The organism is Rothia terrae (assembly GCF_012396615.1).
Lineage (GTDB): Bacteria > Actinomycetota > Actinomycetes > Actinomycetales > Micrococcaceae > Rothia > Rothia terrae.
The window spans coordinates 35,943-51,350 of the sequence record NZ_JAAXPV010000005.1 but is presented as its reverse complement, the minus strand read 5'-3'; the positions used below and the strand labels follow the sequence as shown (position 1 = coordinate 51,350).

The window sequence follows — 15,408 nt, the reverse complement described above, 5'->3', positions numbered from 1 at the left end:
CAGGAAAGCGCCGTCGGAGCCTCAAGAACCTTGATTTTCCGGCGGGACTTCCCTGCTTGTTATGTTCAGCTTACGCCTAAAGAGGCATTAGCCCCAAGTAACATCTGCCTCCGGCGCGGTGTCGACGCGTTCGTCCTCCATCTCGGGAACAACCATCAGCGGCACCGGTGCGTGATGCAGGACGCCCTGCGAGGTTGAGCCGAGAACCATGCCAGTCAAGCCACCGCGTCCACGGGTACCGACCACCATGAGCTCAGCGGTCTTGCCTTCTTCAACAAGAACCTGCGAAGCGGAACCGTCGATGAGCTTGAACTCAATTTCAAGCTCGGGGAAGTAACCGCGAATCCATTCCGCTGCCTTACGCTGAAGCGCGGCGACCTCACGGTAAATTGCCTCAAAGTCGACAGCCGCCGGCACCCAGTTCAAAGCACCGGTATAGGGTGCAAGCGCGTTGACCAGAACCAGCTTGACTCCGCGTCGTGATGCTTCTTCAGCGGCTTTCAAAATAGCAAGACGCGCCTGGTCAGAGCCATCAGAACCCACAACGACGGGACGACGCTCATCAAGAATTTCTGGGTTCTTAGCGATCTTATCCGCGTAAGCCTGGGGAACAGCCACCGTGGGGCAGTGGGAGTGAGCCGGCAAAGACGTCGAAACGGTACCCAACAGGCGGCCCAAGAAAGCGCCGTGTGAGCGTGAACCAACGACCATCAGCTCCGCGTTCTTGGAAAGCTCCAACAAAATAGCGGATGCGTCGCCCGTCTGTACGCTCACGCGCAGGTCAATCTCATCGCCAAGAGCTCCCAGACGTTCTTTTGCCTCATCAAGAATCTGAGCAACACCTTCAACCAGTGCTTCCTCATCAATAACTGAATAGCCGGCATCAAAACCGCTGCCGGTAAATACAGGAAGGGAGTAAGCGGTCACAACACGCAAGGGGGCGTTGCGCAATTTAGCCTCATGAGCCGCCCAAATCAATGCACCATAGCTCTGCTCAGAACCGTCAAGACCAACAATAATCTCACCAGTAATCTTCGAAAGCTCAGCCTCAGAAGAACGGTTTGCAACTGCTTGGCGACCAAATGAAAGTTCACTCATGGTGTGACATCCTCCCGTGGATTATTGTCCCTTGCGATCTCTACGAATTAGCCGGTCGCAAGAATCTTTTATCTCATTCCAGTGTAGTCCCGTCCACCCTGAGGTGGGGCGCGCAAGCACGTCTATGACAAATAGTGACGATGATTTGCACGAATATTTAGTACACGCATTGAAACGAAGATATAAAAATGGTGGCGGACGCTTGGGGTTTGCATCCGCCACCACAGGGGTTACTCGAAGTAACAACTAGTTACCGGCAGGGTTAGGAATAAAGGTTCCCACCATCTGACCGTTCTGGAATGTCGCGCTGATTGCACCGTATTCGGTGGGCAAAATAGTCTGACCTTCAGTCTGAACAACCTCACCCGTCGGGAAGCCATATGCGGCAGCACCACCGTTGATTTCGTAGAACTGACCAGCAGCAGTATCTACATCAACAAAGTGCGCACCTGCAGTGGGGTTAGCGTAGAAAACGCCGCGTCCACCCTCGCTGGAGAACGACTGCTTGACGCCATCGCCCACAGCTACCTGATCAGTGTAGGGAAGCAGGAAGTGCACGGGAGTACCCGACAAAGCGGTGGGGTAACCAGCAGTGATCCACGCGTTGTAAATATCGCCGGTAACAGCGTGAGAGCTGAAACCATTAGAAACAACAGCTCCGCCATCAATGGGCTGGAAAGTAGCGTTAGCGACGCCGGTAACGTTCTCTTGCTGTTGGGGTGCGGTACCGATTTCAGTAGCCTGAGCGCCGGTGAAGCCACCTACTGAAAGAGCAACAACGGTAGCGCCTACGCCAGCCATTTTCTTCATGTTCTTTACGGAGTGTGCCAAGATGCTCATCTTTGCCTCTCTTCTTTGGTATCGACAAATAAGTTCTTTTCCACTTATCTCCAGTGCATCACACATTTGAAAGGAGTGAAACCGTATTAATTGAATTGTGATTCTATAGGGAGCGTATTTTCAGGGTTTCGTTACCAAATCGTTATCATTTCGTGCCGAAATTGTGACTCATAGAGAAATCCTAAAATTCATCAACACGTACCGATTTTTCAGTGTCACAATAGAGAACAAGTACACAAACAGCGCCGTTTTGGAGAGGCACTATGAGCACGGAACACACCTGGACTACCTGGGGAAAACAGCACGCCGCCGAAGTCAGCCAGATTCTTACACCGCGCTCTGTAGCTGAACTCCAGCGCATCGTTGCAGATGCCCGCGAACGCAAGAGCCGCATCAAAGTTATTGGCTACTCCCGCAGTTCATCGGCAATCGCCCAGCCCTCAGGAACCCTTGTCCGTCTAGACTTTCTCACCGGCATCACCCGCGTGAACCGCGAAGCCGGCACAGCCACCTTCTTAGCGGGCACCAGCGTCCGCGACGCCAACAAATCACTCATGCACTACGGTCTGGCATTTGAAAACCTCGGACGCCTGGACGAACAGAGTCTCGCGGGTGCAGTTGCAACTGGCACGCACGGCACCGGAATCAGCTACGGCATTATGGCGACGCAGGTAGCTGCGCTACGCATGGTCACGGCCAACGGCGAACTACTTCACTGCTCAGCAGACGAAAACCCCGAGATTTTTAGAGCCGCGCTGGTCGGTTTAGGATCGCTGGGCATTATCGTCGAACTAACTTTCAACGTTGTTCCGCTCTTTCGCCTGCACGCGGCAGAACGCGGCCACGACTACAACAAAATTGTGCCCGCCTTCGAAGAACGCTCGCGCGGCGCCGACCACTACGAATTCAGCTGGTTCCCCGGCGCATCCGATGTTAGGACGCGACGCCTCACCCGTTTGCCCCTCATGCCGGACGGCTACGAACCGCACTACGCGCAACTTTCTCGCGCGCGCAGGCACGGCGGCGACTTCTTCCTCAACGACGGCATTTACGAGGGCATGCTCATGCTCGGCGCTAAAGCCCCCGTCACGCAGAAAGCTCTCAACGCCGTTGCAAACTGGGGCAAAGGCAACCGTCGTTACACTGATCTGGCTCCGCAGGTCTTCACCATGCGTCGCCGCGTCCGCCAAAACAACATGGAATACGCCTTCGATATCGCACATCTACCGGCTGTGCTCGACGAACTGCGCGAAAAGCTGGGCGATATGCGCGGCGAACTCGCCTACCCGCTGGTAGTACGGACCTCAGCGGGTGACGATTTACCGCTCTCCCCCGCAAACGGGCGCACTACCGGCTATATTTCAGTTCGAGAATATTGGCGGGCACCCTATCTTGAAGAATTCACCTTCATCGAAGAAATCTTCAAAGACTACGGCGGACGCCCGCACTGGGGCCAGCTACATACCCAAGACGCCGCGTCCCTCGCTGAGCTCTATCCCGAATTTAACGCTTTCGTGGCGCTACGCGATCATTTAGACCCGCAAGGCATCTTCTTGAACGACTATTTGGAGAAGGTGTTACTCGGTCAATAGGACCGGGGAAAAAATTACTCCCAAAGTGCGAACGTACTGACACCAGAGTCAGTACAAACACACTTTGGGAGTAACTTTTTAGATCAGGCCTACAGGTACTGACGCGCGAACTGCTCCACCTTCTGCGGCGGACCAGAAAACACCACGGTATCCGTTGCCTCAACGCGCATACTTTCCGGCAAATGATGCCACTGACCACGCGCATCCTTAAAAGCGGTAAAAGCCAAACCATACTGTTGCAAAAGCTGGCGGGGGCGGACGTCCTTGCCCACGAATACCCGCGGCGCAGAAGACATCACCGTCACGCAATTGCGATCAATCTGAATGTATTCCTGCAAACCGCCCTGCAAAAGATGTGCAACACGCTTACCCATATCACGCTCAGGGAATACAACCTTTTCAACGCCCAGCTGCTGCAAAATAATGCCGTGCTGCTCAGAAACAGCCTTCGCCCAGATGTTCGTTACGCCCTGACGCAACAGGTAAGAAGTCACCAAAATACTGGACTCTAGATGATTACCGATCGCCACTACAATGCGATCAAAATCAAGAATATCGAGCTGCTCCAGCACCTCAGGATTAGTCGCATCAGCACGCACCACATGGCTTAAACGGTTATTCATCTGCTGCACCACATTGGCATCATTATCAATGCCCAACACCTCAGTACCGTCAGCCATCAGCTCCAACGCCATAGACTGACCAAAACGTCCCAACCCAATAATGGCAACAGTCTTCTTTTCATCAGCCATATCGGCGTTAAAAAACGCGAGTCTCTTCTTACTAACCAATGATCGGCCTTTCCTTGGGGAACTCGTAGTAGACAGCCTTGCGGCGGAACGCAAAAGCAGCGGCAGCGGTCACGGGGCCAACGCGTCCAACCACCATAAGAATAATGAGAATAATCTTGCCCGCATCCGGCATGACGGGCGTGATACCGGTGCTCAGCCCGACGGTTGCGAAGGCTGAGACAACCTCAAAAACAATCTGATCGCTCGTGAAATTAGTGAGCAATTGAAGCACAAAGACGCTGGCAAAAATTAGCGCGGCGCTCAACAGCACAACAGTAATCGCCTCGCGATGAACAGAGCGCGACAAACGCTTGCCGAAAATGTTTACCGCGCCATCGCCGCGCATCTCAGTCAGAAGAATGAAAAAGAGGACGCCAAAAGTCGTGATCTTGATACCGCCGGCAGTACCTGCCGGACCACCACCGATGAACATCAACAAATCAATGAACATGAGAGTAGAGGGGTGAAGGGCACCCATATTGAGGTTATTAAACCCGGCCGTACGCGTCGAAACGGACTGGGCGAAAGCGTTCAGGAGCTTCTCCCAGACGTTCATGGGGCCAAGAGTGGCAGGGTTATTCCACTCAATAACAGCCACGCCAACAGTGCCAACTACCAGCAAAATAGCTGTGCCGTAGAGAACCAGCTTGGTGCCCATATTCCAAAAGTGACGGTGAACGCCGTACTTACGAAGCTGCATCAGAACCGGAAAACCCAGCCCGCCACAAATAATCAAAAGACTAATGGTCAATAGAATCACAGGGTCGTCAGTGAAACTCATCAGATTATCGGAATATAAGGCAAAACCCGCATTATTGAAGGCCGAAACCGCATGAAAAACACCGTGCCAGAGGGCGTTCCCGAGACTCATTCCGTAACCGAAATAAAAGCGCAAAGACATGATAAGAGCACCAGCAGCCTCAAACATGAGCGAAATTTTAATGATGCGCAACACAGCTTTACGCATATTGAACAAGCCATTACCGCGCACCTCGGCGGACGTCTTCAGTTTGGCATTCAACGACATATGGTTACGCTGAATGGACGCGCCAATAGCGGTTGCCAGCGTCATGACGCCCAGACCACCCACCTGAATCAGCAACATAATGATGACCAGGCCGGTAGTTGACCAATACTTAGGGGTGTCGACGGTAGATAGACCCGTCACGCAGGTAGCAGAAACTGCGGTAAAAAGATTATCGATGATCCTGTGCGCTGACGGCTGCAAATGCGAAATCGGCAGAAGAAGCAGAAGCGTACCGGCAAGGATAACGGTGAGGAATCCGAGAAAGACGCTGCGCTGAGGATTTACTCGTGGTGAAATCGGCACAGAAGATATCTTAGGGCTGCCCGCGCGGTTTTCACGTAAAACACGGATTTTGCGGATGCAGAAATTTTCGTGTCTGAGTGTCAGCTGAGAGCCGCGTCCGGGTGAACGTGTCCGGGGCAAAAAAATTCCTCCCAAAGTGCGAACGTACTGACACTAGCGTCAGTGCAAACACACTTTGGGAGTAAGTTTCTCAGCGTTCAGCAATGAGTCATACAATAAAAATGCGGCCCCAGCTCGAACCGAGGTCGCACTCACTAAAAATATATAAAGGAGGCGTAATGTCTTGGACCGACATTACATCTCTAGCTCTGATTCTTGTCTCAGTATCGGTGATTGTCAAGAACCTTGTAGGTTCTGCGGACACCATTCGTAGCTGGTTCAAGAAAGACGATTAGAGATAGAAAGGGGCGCAGGCTCCCAGTCTGCGCCCCACCTCTTTGAATGTTTTGGTGAGAACAATGCCCTCAATATGAATTCATATTGAGGGCATCTTTTATTCTTTCTCTGCCGCGAAAACCATAAGCGGTTGCTCCAATCCGCCAGTGAAATCCTCACGATGCCAATTTTTATAGGATGCAGTTACGACGAGCCCAACAGCTTCAAGGTCCTCAACAATTTGTTGATGGGAACGAAACTGTAGCTTTTGTTGCGTATCAAGTTCATAGTTATCTTCAAGAAACCTATAGTGACACTTCATAGTGACTATCCCGTGCTCATCCGGTTCGGTCGTTTCTTCCGATTCTTGAAGCAAGCCTATTGGTGTCTCCCGGGTGACCTGGTGGCTCCAATTTTTCCAGGCCTCTGCGTCAGGGTTACGAGACTCAAAAATGAGGTTGCCGCCCTTCAGCAGACCCTTCGATATATGTCCCAGCGTCTTATGCCATTCATCGCTCAAAATATGCATAGCGACATTTCCACTCATGATGGCTAAGTCCACTGATGCTGGTTGGATAAGCTCTGCTGTACCCTGCAGCCATTCCACCTGCTGACCGTCAGGACACGCGCGTGCAACATCAAGCATCGCGTCCGCAGGGTCAATCCCCACTACAGAGCGGTCCGGTGAAACCAATGTGGTGGTAAGAAGACCGGTTCCACATCCTAAATCTACGATGCGGAGGGCTGTGAGCTCTTCAGCTTTTGCTCGAAAGAAATCATGATCTTCGCCGTCAGGATTATCAGCGTCGTAAATCGCAGCGAGGTGGGAATTGTTATAGATCATAAGCGTAGTATGACAGAGCACTTCCGCGCGGATAAACATGTCCGGCGCAAAAAATTACTCCCAAAGTGCGAACGTACTGACACTAGCGTCAGTACAAACACACTTTGGGAGTAAGTTTTCGAGCCTAGAGGTTACTCACCGCGTGAAATGCGGATCATCTCGTCGCGGTCGGTCACCTTCACGCGCTTGCGGGGCTCACCGTTGGCATCCTTGGACTGCTCACCGAGTGCCTTCTCGTGTTCGTCCAGCTTGTGCCAGCCTTCCCAGGTGGTGTACTTGATGCCCTTGGAGTCCAAGAATTCGGTGAACTTCTCAGCATCGGGTTCAGACGCGGTGTACAGGTCATCGCGGTCTTCAAGCAGGTGGGTGACGGTCTCCAGCGCGTCTGACTTGGTGGAACCAATCAGACCAACGGGGCCGCGCTTAATCCAACCGGTTGCGTATAGGCCCGGTACGGGCACGTCGGAGTCGTCGATGACGCGTCCTTCAACGTTGGTGATGACGCCGCGCTCAACGTCGAAGCCAACGTCGGGCAGCTCTGAGCCGAAGTAGCCGATGGCGCGGTAGATAGCCTGCATGGGGTACTCAACGTACTCACCGGTACCGGTAACGCCACCGTTGCCGTTGAGCTCGTTGCGTTCCATCTTCAGTCCGGTTACCTTGCCGTCTTCACCCTTGATTTCAACGGGTGACTGCAAGAAGTGCAGGTGCAGACGGCGTGATGCGGTCTGCTCCTCTTCCTTCTGCTTCTCCAACCAGCCGTTGAGGGTCTTCATCATGACCTTCACCTGGCCGTTGGTTTCCATTGCCTCCTTTGAGGCGTCGTCGAACTGGAAGTCTTCTTCGTAGAGCACAATGTCAACGTCGCGTGAGTGCGCCAGCTCACGCAACTCCAGCGGGGTGAACTTAATTTGTGCGGGGCCACGGCGTCCGAAGACGTGAACGTCAGTAACGGGTGATGATTTAAGGCCCTCGTAGACGTGGTCGGGAATTTCGGTGACCAGCAGATCATCAGCGTGCTTTGACAGCACACGAGCGACGTCCAACGCTACGTTACCGTTACCAATAACCGCCACTTCTTTGGCGTTCAGCGGCCAGGTGCGGGGGTAGTCGGGGTGAGCGTCGTACCATGAGACGAAGTCCGATGCGCCGTATGAGCCGTCGAGTTCCACACCGGGAATGTCCAGTGAAGCGTCCTTGATAGCACCGGTCGCGAAGATAATTGCGTCGTAGTGCTCCTGGAAGTCAGCAAGTGAAAGATCCTTGCCGTATTCCACGTTGCCGAAGAAGCGAATATCGCCGCGGTCGAGCACCTTGTGCAGGGCGGTGATGATGCCCTTAATACGCGGGTGATCGGGAGCCACGCCGTAGCGGATCAGGCCGAACGGTGCAGGGTAGCGGTCAAAAATGTCGATGGCTACGGGAACATCGCCGTTCTTTACTTCTTCAGACTTGGTCAAGATGTCGGCTGCGTAAATACCGGCAGGACCTGAACCAATAACAGCAACGCGCAACGGGCGTGGAGCTTCAGACACAATAATTCCTTTCAAGCCCGCATGGGGCTATGAATTCTTTAGACAATTGCTCCCCAGTTTACTAGGACGTACACGTGAGGGTCAGCCTGTTGCAGGCACAGTGACATAAAACTTAGGTTTGCTTAACTTTGACGTAAAAATACTTGACGTTCGTTAACTTGAGTCACGATTTCAGATAAGGTCAGCGGCTCAAAAATTCTTGGGGTTTCTTACACGAATTATCGGTGAGTTGTGCGTCACTTATAACCATATTAGTGGACAATGTGAGTCAATCCCCTCACTAGATCTCAGGTGACCATATGCCCCGCCCTCCCCTTCTTTTTGCAGCCGCTACAGGCGCCCTAGCCATCACGATACTTGCCGGATGCGGGGCGCCGTTCGTAGCACCTAGGGAAAAGCAGGTGGAATGAATTCCGCATACGGCATACCTGTTCGTGGTGAAGCATCGCTCTCAGGTGGTCAAGCGGTCGAACAGCTCTTCCAGACACCCGCTGGCAAGTTCGACGCCATGTACTGGACCAATTGGGGCACCGGCACTCACTACGTCAACTTTGGTGGTGCTATCGGTAGCTACTGGGCGAATAACGGCAACTTCCGTACTGGCGGTGTAGACACCCCGCAACGCTACGGTTACCCCACATCCGAAGAGACCTGCACCAACGGCCGTTGCTACCAAAAATCTCAGTACGGCGTAGTCACCTGGGATAACTTCGGCGGTGGCACGATTGGTCACGAAGCTCAAAAATGTGTAGCCCTCAATAACGGACGCTCAAAGTACTCTCCGCAAGGTGCGCGTCAGGTTGCTCTCGCGCTAGCACCTCGATACTCCGCTTATCGCAATGACCCGGTAGGCTCACACGGCACTTTCTACTCCTGTGAAAACACCTACGGCATGTACACGCTCAAGTGGAAGACCACCGCGGCATATGGTGAAAGCGGCTTCCTCGCACCGGGGAAACGCATCGATGACTAAGAGACCGGCGAGCTTCTGCCTGCAGGTGTTACTGGCAATACCGCAGGGGCCTACTCTCCTACTGGATCCTTCGGTTTCTCAAACCCCTACGGTGTCTCTAACCCCGGAAGCGGATTCAGCGGCTACCACACCCTCAACCCCACATCCCGTTGGGGCGGCGACCGCTTTACCTGGTACTACAACAAGTACATTGAAGACATTAATCTCGGCTACCCCAATGAGAACATGTGGAACTTCTCCCTTCGCGGCGAGTACCGTCAGGGCATTTTGATTGATTACAACCGCAACCCTGATGGGTCTGTTCCGTCGGGCAACGCAGGTTTTGCAATTATGTTGCACACCGTGAAGTACAGCGGCTCTGGTAGCACCGCCGATACCTACCAGTCGTGGGGTTGCATCGCCATCGCACCCCATCGCATGACTCAGTTTTTGCGTGAAGGACGCGACGGCGACCGCATCATCATGGGCGTGGAGTCTGAGGTTATGAATTGGTAGGACGCTCGGTTCAGTAGAACCGATGATTGAGAAGTTTCGGGGCGGTGGCTTGTTTAAGCCGCCGCCCCGAAACTTTTGCGCTGCCATATAGGGCCACATCAAGAGACGCCAGCGTCCGTTATATGAAAAATGTCGATGTGATACTGGTTTTAGGGCTGAAATGGCCTTTAGCCTCAAAAATAGTTAAGGTCATAATGCCCTTCAGCCATTCACCCTAGCCAGCTAAAATATGGCAGTTAATGAGCTTTTGACCTGTTTATATTCTAAATAATGCATATAAAATATTGGGCATCTACTGATCTTTATTCGAGGTTATCACCTGTTTTATTCTTGATACCAATCACGCACTATTGCGCAGCTTGCGAGGAGTACTCATGGCGTCATCATGCACTCTCAAAACCATTACCGACCCCGTGCGTCGTCGACTGGGAACGGCAGTACTTGTTGGTCTTATCGCGGGCATCTTCTCCGCCATCGTAAAGTTCGGCTGGGAGATCCCGTTCCCTCCGCGCACCCCGGAGCGAAACGCCACCAACCCTCCTCAGGCACTGTGGGAAATGCTCGGCATGTCGCACGAAACCTCTCACGCCACCTACTCATACTTGGGCAATGAGCTCCCCTACTGGAGCTTCGTCATTCACTTCGGCTTCGCGATTTTCTTCGCTATCGCATACTGCGTCATTGCTGAGTACTGGCCTGCTATCAAACTATGGCAGGGCGCCGCAGTCGGCATCGTTCTTTACATCGCCTTCCACGTAGTCATCATGCCGGCAATGGGCATCGTGCCCGCGCCATGGAACCAGCCTTTCGGCGAGCACTTCTCTGAATCCTTCGGTCACATTGTGTGGATGTGGTCCATTGAAATTGTGCGCCGCGACCTGCGCAATCGCATCACCCACGAACCTGATGCTGAAGTTCCCCTCGAACGCGCGTCCGTTCGCTAAAGACATCGTGCACTAAAATCTTCATAATCTTAAAGCAGTGGGGGCGGCAGTTATAACTGCCGCCCCCACTGCTTCTCTGTAATTTATGAAAGCAAGACGCCAATCGTGCTAACACGACTCATCTGATTCACTTATCACCTGAAAATACCTAGGCCAGAGCAATACCCGCGTCCTCAGTCCGATAAACAACCCCACCATGCGGAGGAAGAACTACAGTCGCTGGCGCTGTTCCTTCGACGGCAAATAACTCCTTGGGAACTGAAATCTGACCAGATTCGTGATTGGTCAAATTTATTGCCGCCCAACCATGCTCAAGTTCTCGAATCCAAGCGCCTTTAACCGGCTGAGGGTGCCCTATGGGAGCACCAAGATCCCAAGTTAACTCTTCTAACCAGGGTGTTCCATTGTGACCATCATGAGACCCTGCGCTCAACGCACTCCACTGTCCGCCGCTGAAAACCCAGAGAGCTGCAAGCGCAGCCATAAAGTTAGGGTGGGTGTCCTCGCCGTCAGTGGATGCACGCAATAAAGTCAAACGTGGACGTTTTTCGACCCCACCAGAAGATGTTGCAACTTCAACAGCGCTGAAATCTTCCATCATCTCTTTCATTTGAGCAAGAGCTGATGTCTGATTCAGAAACTCAGTAGCAGACCATCCTAAGAAGACCTCTTCAAATCCACCACCGTAGGCACTATGACGTTTCCATTTACCAGGAGCCATACGTGACTCTGCAATATTGGGCACGATAATCTTGCCTCGAGCGTTAAGGGCTTTGCCAGCGTCTCTAATAAGAAGGTCTAATCCTTTATGAAAACGGTCCATACTACGAGCATCACGAATAGGTACGTTAATCCCGTAGTAGTCTCCATAAATATCGTTATCAGCCAACACCCCGTCAAAAGATGAATTTTCAAGCTCAGCGCAGATATTCTTCACCCAGCGTCGTCGATATTCAGGATTCCACACATTCATTTGAAAGTGACCTGGATATCCTTGCCACTCAATACGTTCCCCTGACAAACGGCGAGCAAACCACTGCTGTCCTTCTGCTTCAGCCTTTTCTGCCTCAGCAAAAGAAACCCCCGATGTAAAAGGACTCTCCGTTTCGTAATTACGTGTAGAAGAGAGGCACTTATAGCAAAGCACCGTCATCGCTGGGTTAATTTCTTTCAGGCGTGCAACTACATCCGTATACTCAGGCTGAAGCAAAGCCACGGTGTAATGACGGGCGGCGAACTCAATTTGCTTGGAGGTAATGGGCTGACCACCATAGCGCACCCATAATCCTTTTGTTGCGACGCTCGGAAGATATGGTTTCATGAGCTTACAGAGACGCGTTCAGAGCTAGTATGCAAGTCAGACGACTTTTCCAAAAGGGAAATCTGCTGCTCACGCTCATCGGCAGGGATACTGCGGACAGCGTCCATGGACATTCCTTCGTGTTCAGGTTTAGGGGGTAATTTGCCTAAGTCACGGTAAATCATGTTATAACGTTCCATCACGGTGTGAAGCTGGAAAAAGCGTGATACTCGCTCGCGTGCGTTAATACACAGTTGCTCGTAGAAGGCGGGGTTATCCATCACACGCTTGAGCGCATGAGCGAAACCTTCGGAGTCTCCCGCTTGAGTAAGAATACCGCAACGCTCTACCATTTCGTTATCATCACCGACCAAGATATCGTCAATGAGCTGAGACATGCCGCCTACGTCAGAACCAATAACTGGGATAGACGCGCTCATTGCTTCTAACGCCACAATTGGTTGTCCTTCGTTATAGCTAGGCATGACCAATGCATCAAATTCACCCAGTTTCTCACGCACATTTACAGTACCGTGGAAGGTGAAGTAGTCTTCCAGCCCCTTAGCTGCGATTGCTTCACGGCACTCATCGTAATACCAAGGCACATGCTCCGTTGGTCCGAGACAGTCAATGTGTAGGTTATAGCCTTCGTCTCGTAGCATCTCTACTGTATCGATGAGGTCAATAAGCCCCTTGATAGGAACAACCCTGGCAATAAAAACAAATTTCCAGTGATGATTCTTGCCCTGCAATTCAATCTTCTCGCGGGCAGAACGACGAAGAGCGTAAGCCTCATTAACGTCTGAAAGCAACATGCCATTGGGTAAAATAATGGATTTTTCTTCCATGCCGTGGAGCCCTTGAGCCTCGCCAATAGCCTTGGGATAGAGATAGGTAATAAGGTCTGCACTCGGGTAGCAGAAACGACCCAATTGAATCCACCAGATAACCCATGCACGTTGTTCTGGGGTTAGATCAAAAATATCTTCATCGCCCACGGCAACAGGGAGAGACATATTACGGTCCAACAGAGTATTCACTGTATCGCGAATATATAGATTATGTTCGGTCAGCAAGAAGCTAGTACCGTTATCACGCGCTGCTGCTGCACCAATCAGCGAAGCATAGCCTGTGGTGTGCGCATGGTAAACACGGGCGTAGGGCATACGATCATGCAAAAGCGCATACAGAAGCGAGAAGAAGGTGCGCAGCAGCCAGAATACCTCAGAGAAACTCATCGAAGGTATTGGCATACGCTCGAAGAAAACCTTCATAAATTCTTTAGTTCCGAGTAATACCCAGCCTGGAAATTCTCGGCTCTTATCGGCAAACATCCGGTCGTAGATATCCCAGAGGGGATTAACATCCGCATTCTCAGAAAGTGCTAGTAAAGCGTCAATAATCTCGTAAGAGACAGCCGTGCGCTGGCGTGAGTTCATTTTAAGATCTCTCACGGGCAAGCCGAATTCCTCTTTGTGCTCCTCAAGGCTCAAGAAGACAGTCTTAACCCACAAAACATTGTCCGGCATGCCGTAAAGATCCTTGTTGGGTGAGCTCGAATCCCAACAAATATGGATAATTCCATATGTTAGATCTGGGTTCGTCTCAATGATGTCATGGACTACAGCAGAGACCCCTCCTTTGAGGAAGGGATAGGTTGACTCCATAACAATGGCAACATCGACGTCTGGGTAATTCGGGTCAGTGTATTTACCATCCGATGATGGCAATCTGAGCTCTTTGTATACATTCGCGGTCACTATTGTCCTCTTAGCAATAATTTAAAAATGAAGTTATGTAGTAACGATTTACCAAGTCATCGCATGACGCCAGAAAAGGTCGTAAGCCGGAGTCCTCCACGTCCGACGGAAGATCACGTAGCTCACAGCTACCAGCATGGCTTCCCCTGCCATGATGATGAAGTAAGCTCCGGAGTGCGGAATAAGCTGAAAAGCCGCAGTGCATAACAAAAGATGTGCAAGCCCAACTACCTGAGGGGGTACGTATGACCCTAAGTAGTCAATTTGATAACAGAAAATTGTTACCGCTAAGAACAACCATGACGCGATAATGACTGAAACGGCTAGAGTGAACGAGGCAGGGGTCAAAAAATACATGAGAATCGCTACGATAATGGAGCTCACTGCTGCCAAAATCAAAGTTCGACGAGTGGAGTTAACAACACGGTTCTCAACTACAGCAGACTGAACTTCTACCTCTTGGTAACCCTTATTTTCAATAACAGAACGTAGCTGGTTTACCGAACGGTCAATCTTGGAAGCCTCAGCAGCAAAGAAGTAGTTATAAGCGATAACGGCAGGGACCAGTCCCATGTAGACAGCAATGACATCCATAGTGCCGCCTAAAGCGATGAACAGAATGTATTTATCTGCCCACAGCACTGTTCCCATCAAAAATCCACGCAACATTTCTCGAGAGACAACGCGTAAATCTAGACGCTTAAAGGCTCCTAAGTAACGAAACTGACCTCGCAAGACAAAGAGCATAACCAGGATGCCCATCACGGGAGGAAGAAACCACACTGTGGGGAATACCAACAGCGCAAAGGCATAGGCGACCCAAGCATAAGCCCATGTTTCTCGACTATCTGTAGGGAGATTAGCGATAACGAGCAACTGACTAAACGCCATATTCAGATAGCCCAAGATCAAGTATGCGGCTAACGCTGAAAGGCTCCAGTTCAGGGCGAAGAAGAAAGGCAACGAGAACAAAACTAGAATCGGGATAACTGCAAGGTTAGTGGTGACCCAATATTCTGCAAACCTTCGCATGCAGGCATCCATGTTTCTTTCGCCCAAGAGGTCATCCATCGCGCGGTAGACAGGCAAGCATACGCTCTGAGACATCCAAGGAACGGTGATAGAAACTGCAAGAATAATCTGCGAAAGGGCAATTCCACCAATCTGTATGTGAGCTATTCTCGGCGTCACTAGGGGGAATATAGCGGTAAGAAGAATTACCGGCGACAGATACAACAAGAATTGGTATAAAAACTTGGCTTTTTTAAAGCTGAATTTCGGCTTTTGAGTGCCGGAGATAATAGCAGTGGACACTATACTGGTCTCCCTCTTGGTTTGGCGTCACTAGGTGGTCGCCAAAATAAGTTCTTTAAAAAAGAGAATACTGTTTTTTAAAAAACAAAATTTTCGAGGTTTCATCAAGTATTTTGTAACCCTCTAACGGTTGGTGAAAGTAGATTAAAGAAAAACAAAACAGCCCACAATAAGAGAATAATTTTCACAGAAGAACCTACAAAAATTCTGCTAGAAG

General features: G+C 51.2%; 13 protein-coding genes. 4 read left to right on the top strand and 9 right to left on the bottom strand.

The features are described 5' to 3' along the window. Positions 1 to 87 precede the first annotated feature (87 nt). Positions 88 to 1,098, bottom strand: coding sequence for a universal stress protein (locus tag HF984_RS04000; RefSeq protein ID WP_168614398.1), 1,011 nt, complete (start codon positions 1,096 to 1,098; stop codon positions 88 to 90). Positions 1,099 to 1,344: 246 nt separating this feature from the next. Then, on the bottom strand, positions 1,345 to 1,938 hold the full coding sequence (locus tag HF984_RS03995) for an LGFP repeat-containing protein (protein WP_168614397.1): 594 nt from the start codon (positions 1,936 to 1,938) through the stop codon (positions 1,345 to 1,347). A 263-nt stretch (positions 1,939 to 2,201) separates the two neighbouring features. Here HF984_RS03995 and HF984_RS03990 point away from each other — a divergent pair, with 263 nt between their 5' ends. Continuing rightward, entirely contained in the window at positions 2,202 to 3,530 is a 1,329-nt protein-coding gene (locus HF984_RS03990) for a D-arabinono-1,4-lactone oxidase (RefSeq protein WP_168614396.1), read from the top strand. A gap of 89 nt (positions 3,531 to 3,619) precedes the next feature. On the opposite strand, the gene HF984_RS03985 is transcribed toward HF984_RS03990, so the two are convergent. The 4 genes from HF984_RS03985 to HF984_RS03970 form a co-directional block, all read right to left on the bottom strand. Further along, positions 3,620 to 4,321, bottom strand: coding sequence for a potassium channel family protein (locus HF984_RS03985; protein ID WP_247596447.1), 702 nt, complete (start codon positions 4,319 to 4,321; stop codon positions 3,620 to 3,622). Beyond that, a complete protein-coding gene (locus HF984_RS03980; RefSeq protein WP_343947472.1) occupies positions 4,314 to 5,651 on the bottom strand; it encodes a TrkH family potassium uptake protein in 1,338 nt (445 codons plus the stop codon). Before HF984_RS03980 ends, HF984_RS03985 begins: the two co-directional genes overlap by 8 nt. A 493-nt stretch (positions 5,652 to 6,144) precedes the next feature. Continuing rightward, positions 6,145 to 6,870, bottom strand: coding sequence for a class I SAM-dependent methyltransferase (locus HF984_RS03975; RefSeq protein ID WP_168614395.1), 726 nt, complete (start codon positions 6,868 to 6,870; stop codon positions 6,145 to 6,147). A gap of 131 nt (positions 6,871 to 7,001) precedes the next feature. Next, entirely contained in the window at positions 7,002 to 8,405 is a 1,404-nt protein-coding gene (locus HF984_RS03970; protein WP_168614394.1) for an FAD-dependent oxidoreductase, read from the bottom strand. Between the two features lie 406 nt (positions 8,406 to 8,811). Here HF984_RS03970 and HF984_RS03965 point away from each other — a divergent pair, with 406 nt between their 5' ends. The 3 genes from HF984_RS03965 to HF984_RS03955 all read left to right on the top strand — a co-directional run bounded on the left by HF984_RS03965 (position 8,812) and on the right by HF984_RS03955 (position 10,817). Next, the gene (locus tag HF984_RS03965) at positions 8,812 to 9,378 is read left to right on the top strand and encodes an LGFP repeat-containing protein (protein WP_168614393.1); all 567 of its coding nucleotides are present in this window, start codon (positions 8,812 to 8,814) and stop codon (positions 9,376 to 9,378) included. A 225-nt stretch (positions 9,379 to 9,603) separates the two neighbouring features. After that, complete coding sequence (locus HF984_RS03960) at positions 9,604 to 9,873, top strand: hypothetical protein (RefSeq protein ID WP_168614392.1); 270 nt, start codon at positions 9,604 to 9,606, stop codon at positions 9,871 to 9,873. A gap of 374 nt (positions 9,874 to 10,247) precedes the next feature. Further along, positions 10,248 to 10,817, top strand: coding sequence for a YagU family protein (locus tag HF984_RS03955; protein ID WP_168614391.1), 570 nt, complete (start codon positions 10,248 to 10,250; stop codon positions 10,815 to 10,817). Positions 10,818 to 10,965: 148 nt separating this feature from the next. Here the strand turns inward: HF984_RS03955 and HF984_RS03950 are convergent, their stop codons facing one another. The 3 genes from HF984_RS03950 to HF984_RS03940 form a co-directional block, all read right to left on the bottom strand. Then, positions 10,966 to 12,096 carry a putative glycoside hydrolase gene (locus tag HF984_RS03950; RefSeq protein ID WP_343947471.1) on the bottom strand — a complete coding sequence of 377 codons (1,131 nt, stop codon included), beginning with the start codon at positions 12,094 to 12,096 and terminating at the stop codon, positions 10,966 to 10,968. A 38-nt stretch (positions 12,097 to 12,134) separates the two neighbouring features. Beyond that, positions 12,135 to 13,847 (bottom strand): GT4 family glycosyltransferase PelF, encoded by a 1,713-nt coding sequence (gene pelF / locus HF984_RS03945; RefSeq protein ID WP_247596446.1) that lies wholly within the window; start codon positions 13,845 to 13,847, stop codon positions 12,135 to 12,137. A gap of 78 nt (positions 13,848 to 13,925) precedes the next feature. Then, the gene (locus HF984_RS03940) at positions 13,926 to 15,191 is read right to left on the bottom strand and encodes a hypothetical protein (protein ID WP_168614389.1); all 1,266 of its coding nucleotides are present in this window, start codon (positions 15,189 to 15,191) and stop codon (positions 13,926 to 13,928) included. Between the last annotated feature and the right edge of the window lie 217 nt (positions 15,192 to 15,408).

What these genes read in the sequence shown, in the direction of transcription:
- HF984_RS04000 (WP_168614398.1), bottom strand. Translation starts at nt 1,098, where the DNA reads ATGAGTGAACTTTCATTTGGTCGCCAAGCAGTTGCAAACCGTTCTTCT.
- HF984_RS03995 (WP_168614397.1), bottom strand. Translation starts at nt 1,938, where the DNA reads ATGAGCATCTTGGCACACTCCGTAAAGAACATGAAGAAAATGGCTGGC.
- HF984_RS03990 (WP_168614396.1), top strand. Translation starts at nt 2,202, where the DNA reads ATGAGCACGGAACACACCTGGACTACCTGGGGAAAACAGCACGCCGCC.
- HF984_RS03975 (WP_168614395.1), bottom strand. Translation starts at nt 6,870, where the DNA reads ATGATCTATAACAATTCCCACCTCGCTGCGATTTACGACGCTGATAAT.
- HF984_RS03965 (WP_168614393.1), top strand. Translation starts at nt 8,812, where the DNA reads ATGAATTCCGCATACGGCATACCTGTTCGTGGTGAAGCATCGCTCTCA.
- HF984_RS03960 (WP_168614392.1), top strand. Translation starts at nt 9,604, where the DNA reads ATGTGGAACTTCTCCCTTCGCGGCGAGTACCGTCAGGGCATTTTGATT.
- HF984_RS03955 (WP_168614391.1), top strand. Translation starts at nt 10,248, where the DNA reads ATGGCGTCATCATGCACTCTCAAAACCATTACCGACCCCGTGCGTCGT.